The organism is Hydrogenophaga electricum, assembly GCF_030160815.1.
Classification (GTDB): Bacteria; Pseudomonadota; Gammaproteobacteria; order Burkholderiales; family Burkholderiaceae_C; genus Hydrogenophaga; species Hydrogenophaga electricum.
In genome coordinates, this window is sequence record NZ_BSPB01000110.1 from 1 (window position 1) to 3356 (window position 3356).

The window sequence follows — 3356 nt, forward strand, 5'->3', positions numbered from 1 at the left end:
GGAGACAAGCGCATGTTGACGATCAACTTGTTCAACGGTCTGGTGTACGGGTCATTGCTGATCGTGATGTGCTCGGGGCTGGCGTTGATCTACGGGCTGCGGCGGGTGGTGAACTTTGCGCACGGCTCGCTGTACATGCTGGGGGCCTACCTGGGCTACAGCATCGCGCTGCACAGCAACTTCTGGGTGGCCTTGGTGGCGGCGCCGGCGGTGATGGCGCTGCTGGGCGTGCTGCTGGACCGGTACGGTTTCCGGCTGCTGCAGGAGCGGGACCCGCTGACCGTGGTGCTGGTGACATTCGGGCTGCTGCTGGTCATTGAAGACCTGGTGCAGACCGTCTGGGGCAAGAGCAACCTCTCGGTGGAGACCCCGGCGCTGCTGAGCTTCACCGTCGACTTGTTCGGCGCTGCGCTGCCGGCCTACCGCATCGGGGTGATCTTTGTCGGGGCGGGCGTGGCGCTGGGGCTGAGCCTGTGGCTGCGCTACTCCCGGGCGGGCCTGTTCGTGCGGGCGGCCAGCACCGACCCCACGACCACCGCCATGCAAGGGGTCAACACCGACGCCCTCAGCGCCGGCGTCGTGGGCCTGGGCACCGCACTGGCCGGGCTTGCCGGCGTGGTGGCCGCGCCCTTCCTCTCGCTCTCGCCCTCGATGAGCTCGGACGTGCTCATCGACTCCTTCGTCGTCGTCGTGATCGGTGGTCTCGGCTCGCTGGCCGGCGCCTTCGTTGCGGCGCTGGTGCTGGGCATGGTGCAGGCCGTGGGGGCCGTGTACCTGCCCGACGTAGCCGTGCTGCTGCCCTTCATCCTGATGGTGGCCGTGCTGATCTGGAAGCCCGCCGGCCTGGCCGGCAGCCGCACCTGAGCCCCTGGAGAACCGTGCCATGAACACATCCCGCATGCTGCTGAGCACCCTGGGTGCGCTGGTGCTCGGCCCCCTGGTGGCCGCCCTGGTGACCTCGGGGACGGCGCTCTCGCTGATCACCCAGGCGGTCATCTACGCCATCTTTGCCATGGGCATCGGCCTGCTGCTGCGCCAGAACGGCCTGGTCAGCTTCGGCCACGCCCTCTACTTCGGCGGTGCCGGCTACGGCATCGGCATCCTGCTGCGGCTCAACCTCATGCCGGCCGAGCTGGCCGTGCTGGTCACCCTGGTGGGGGTCAGCGCCTTCGCCTTCCTGATCGGCCTGGTGATCGTGCGCGTGCCGGGCATCGCCTTCGGCATGCTCACCCTGGCCATCGGCCAGATGTTCTTCCTCAGCGCCTCGCGTGCCCGGGGCTTCACCGGCGGGGCCGACGGCATGAGCGTGGACTGGCCGAGCACCCTGTTCGGCCTCTCGCAATCCGTGCTGCTCAAGCCGGGCAACCTGTTCGTGCTGTGCTGGAGCGTGCTGGTCGTGCTCATGCTGCTGCTGGGACTGCTGCTGCGCAGCCGCTTTGGCGCCATCACCGAAGCCGTGCGCGACAACGAAGAGCGCGCCCGCTTCATCGGCATCCCCACCGTGCTGCCGCGCGCCGCCGTCTACGCCCTCTCGGCGCTGGTGAGCGGGGTGGCCGGCATCCTGGCCTCGCTCAATACCGGCTTCATCTCGCCGGAGACGCTGCACTGGAGCCTCTCGGGCATGGCGCTGATGATGGTCGTCGTCGGGGGCTTCAAGGTCCTGTGGGGCCCCCCGCTGGGCGCCGTCGTGTACTTCCTGTTCAAGGACATCCTGGGCGACTACGCCACCCACTGGATGACCATCTTCGGCGTGGCGCTGATCACCGTGATCGTGTTCTCGCCCACCGGCGTGGCGGGCGCGCTGCAGCGCCTGGCCGGTGCCCGCCGCGCGGTGCCGGCCCCGGCCCGTGCGCCCGGCAGCGCCCACTGACCCCCGAGCTCCCCAGGAGACAGACCCCATGAGTACCTACGTGTTGCAGGCCGAGGACGTGGCCATCCACTACGGCGGCGTCAAGGCGCTGGACGGCGTCGCGCTGACGCTGGAGAAAGGCCAGATCCGCGGCCTCATCGGCCCCAACGGGGCGGGCAAATCCACCGTTATCGACGCCATCACCGGGCGGCGGCGCCTGACCCGCGGGCGCGTGAGCCTGATGGGCGAGGACGTCAGCGCCCTGGGCGTGGTCGAGCGGCGCCTGCGCGGTCTCTCGCGCAGCTTCCAGCGCACCAGCATCTTCGGGGGCATGCGCGTGCGCCGCCAGGTCGAGCTGGCCTCGCACAAAAGCGGCGCCAGCGACTGCGAGGCCGACGCCCGCGCCGTGCTGCGCGAGCTGGATCTGGAGCGCCTGGGCGAGGCCGTGGCCGAAGACCTGGGCTACGGCGAACAGCGCCGCCTGGACCTGGCGCTGGCCCTGGTGGGGCGGCCCAAGGTGCTCATGCTCGACGAGCCCATGGCGGGCCTGTCGGTCAAGGAGTCGCTGGACCTGGCGCAGCACCTGAAGGCGCTGACCTCGCGCTGGGACGTCTCGGTGCTGCTCGTCGAGCACGACATGGACGTGGTCTTCGGCATCTCGGACGCTGTCACCGTCTTCGAACTCGGGCGCGTCATCGCCAGCGGCGCACCGGCCGACGTGCGCGCCAACCCGCGCGTGCGCGAAGCCTACCTCGGGAGTGCCGCATGAACCCCTTGCTGGAGCTGAACAACGTCGATGCCTTCTACGGCTCGGCGCACATCCTGCACGGGCTGAGCCTGCAGGTGAACCCGGGCGAGCGCGTGGCGCTGGTCGGGCGCAACGGCGTGGGCAAGACCACGGTGGTCAACACCATCCTGGGGCTGGCGCAGATGAAGGGCGGGCAGGTGCGCTTTGGGCAGCGGGCGATCGCGCACCCGCGCACCTACCTGGCCGCGCAGCACGGCATCGTGGTGGTGCCCCAGGGGCGGCGCATCGTGGCCAACCTGACGGTCGAGGAGAACCTGCTGCTGGGGGCGGCCACGGGGCGCAAGGGCCCCTGGAGCGTGCCCGAGATCTACAAGCTGTTCCCGATCCTGCAGGAGCGGGCGCACACGCCGGGCACGGCGCTCTCGGGCGGGCAGCAGCAGATGCTGGCGGTGGGACGGGCGCTGATGGCCAACCCGGGGCTGATCCTGCTGGACGAGCCCACGGAGGGGCTGGCGCCGGTGATCGTGGACTTGCTGGCCGAGATCTTCAACCGGGTGGCCGGGCAGGGCACGGCGCTGCTGCTGATCGAGCAGAACATGTCTTTGGTGGTGCGGGTGGCGCAGCGCTACCTGGCCATGGCCAAGGGCTCGGTGGTGGCGCAGGGGCCGGTGGTGCATTCGCGCCAGGGGCTTGAGGAGCTGGAGCGCCACGTGATGGTCTGAGGCCGGCGGTGGGGCAGCGACGCACGGACCAGCGCTC

General features: G+C 70.1%; 4 protein-coding genes. All 4 read left to right on the top strand.

Annotation, left to right across the window (positions count from 1 at the left end; all coding sequences use genetic code 11):
- The coding region (locus tag QQK43_RS22815; protein ID WP_284309582.1) for a branched-chain amino acid ABC transporter permease at positions 1-864 on the top strand (864 nt) is incomplete at its 5' end.
- 19 nt (positions 865-883) lie between these two features.
- Positions 884-1870 carry a branched-chain amino acid ABC transporter permease gene (locus QQK43_RS22820; RefSeq protein WP_234267682.1) on the top strand — a complete coding sequence of 329 codons (987 nt, stop codon included), beginning with the start codon at positions 884-886 and terminating at the stop codon, positions 1868-1870.
- 28 nt (positions 1871-1898) lie between these two features.
- Positions 1899-2618 carry an ABC transporter ATP-binding protein gene (locus QQK43_RS22825; protein ID WP_284309583.1) on the top strand — a complete coding sequence of 240 codons (720 nt, stop codon included), beginning with the start codon at positions 1899-1901 and terminating at the stop codon, positions 2616-2618.
- Entirely contained in the window at positions 2615-3319 is a 705-nt protein-coding gene (locus QQK43_RS22830; protein ID WP_284309584.1) for an ABC transporter ATP-binding protein, read from the top strand. Before QQK43_RS22825 ends, QQK43_RS22830 begins: the two co-directional genes overlap by 4 nt.
- Positions 3320-3356: the final 37 nt, after the last annotated feature.

Bases quoted from the DNA above. Each gene is read 5' to 3' on its own strand.
- QQK43_RS22820 (WP_234267682.1), top strand. From the start codon at position 884: ATGAACACATCCCGCATGCTGCTGAGCACCCTGGGTGCGCTGGTGCTC.
- QQK43_RS22830 (WP_284309584.1), top strand. From the start codon at position 2,615: ATGAACCCCTTGCTGGAGCTGAACAACGTCGATGCCTTCTACGGCTCG.
- QQK43_RS22825 (WP_284309583.1), top strand. From the start codon at position 1,899: ATGAGTACCTACGTGTTGCAGGCCGAGGACGTGGCCATCCACTACGGC.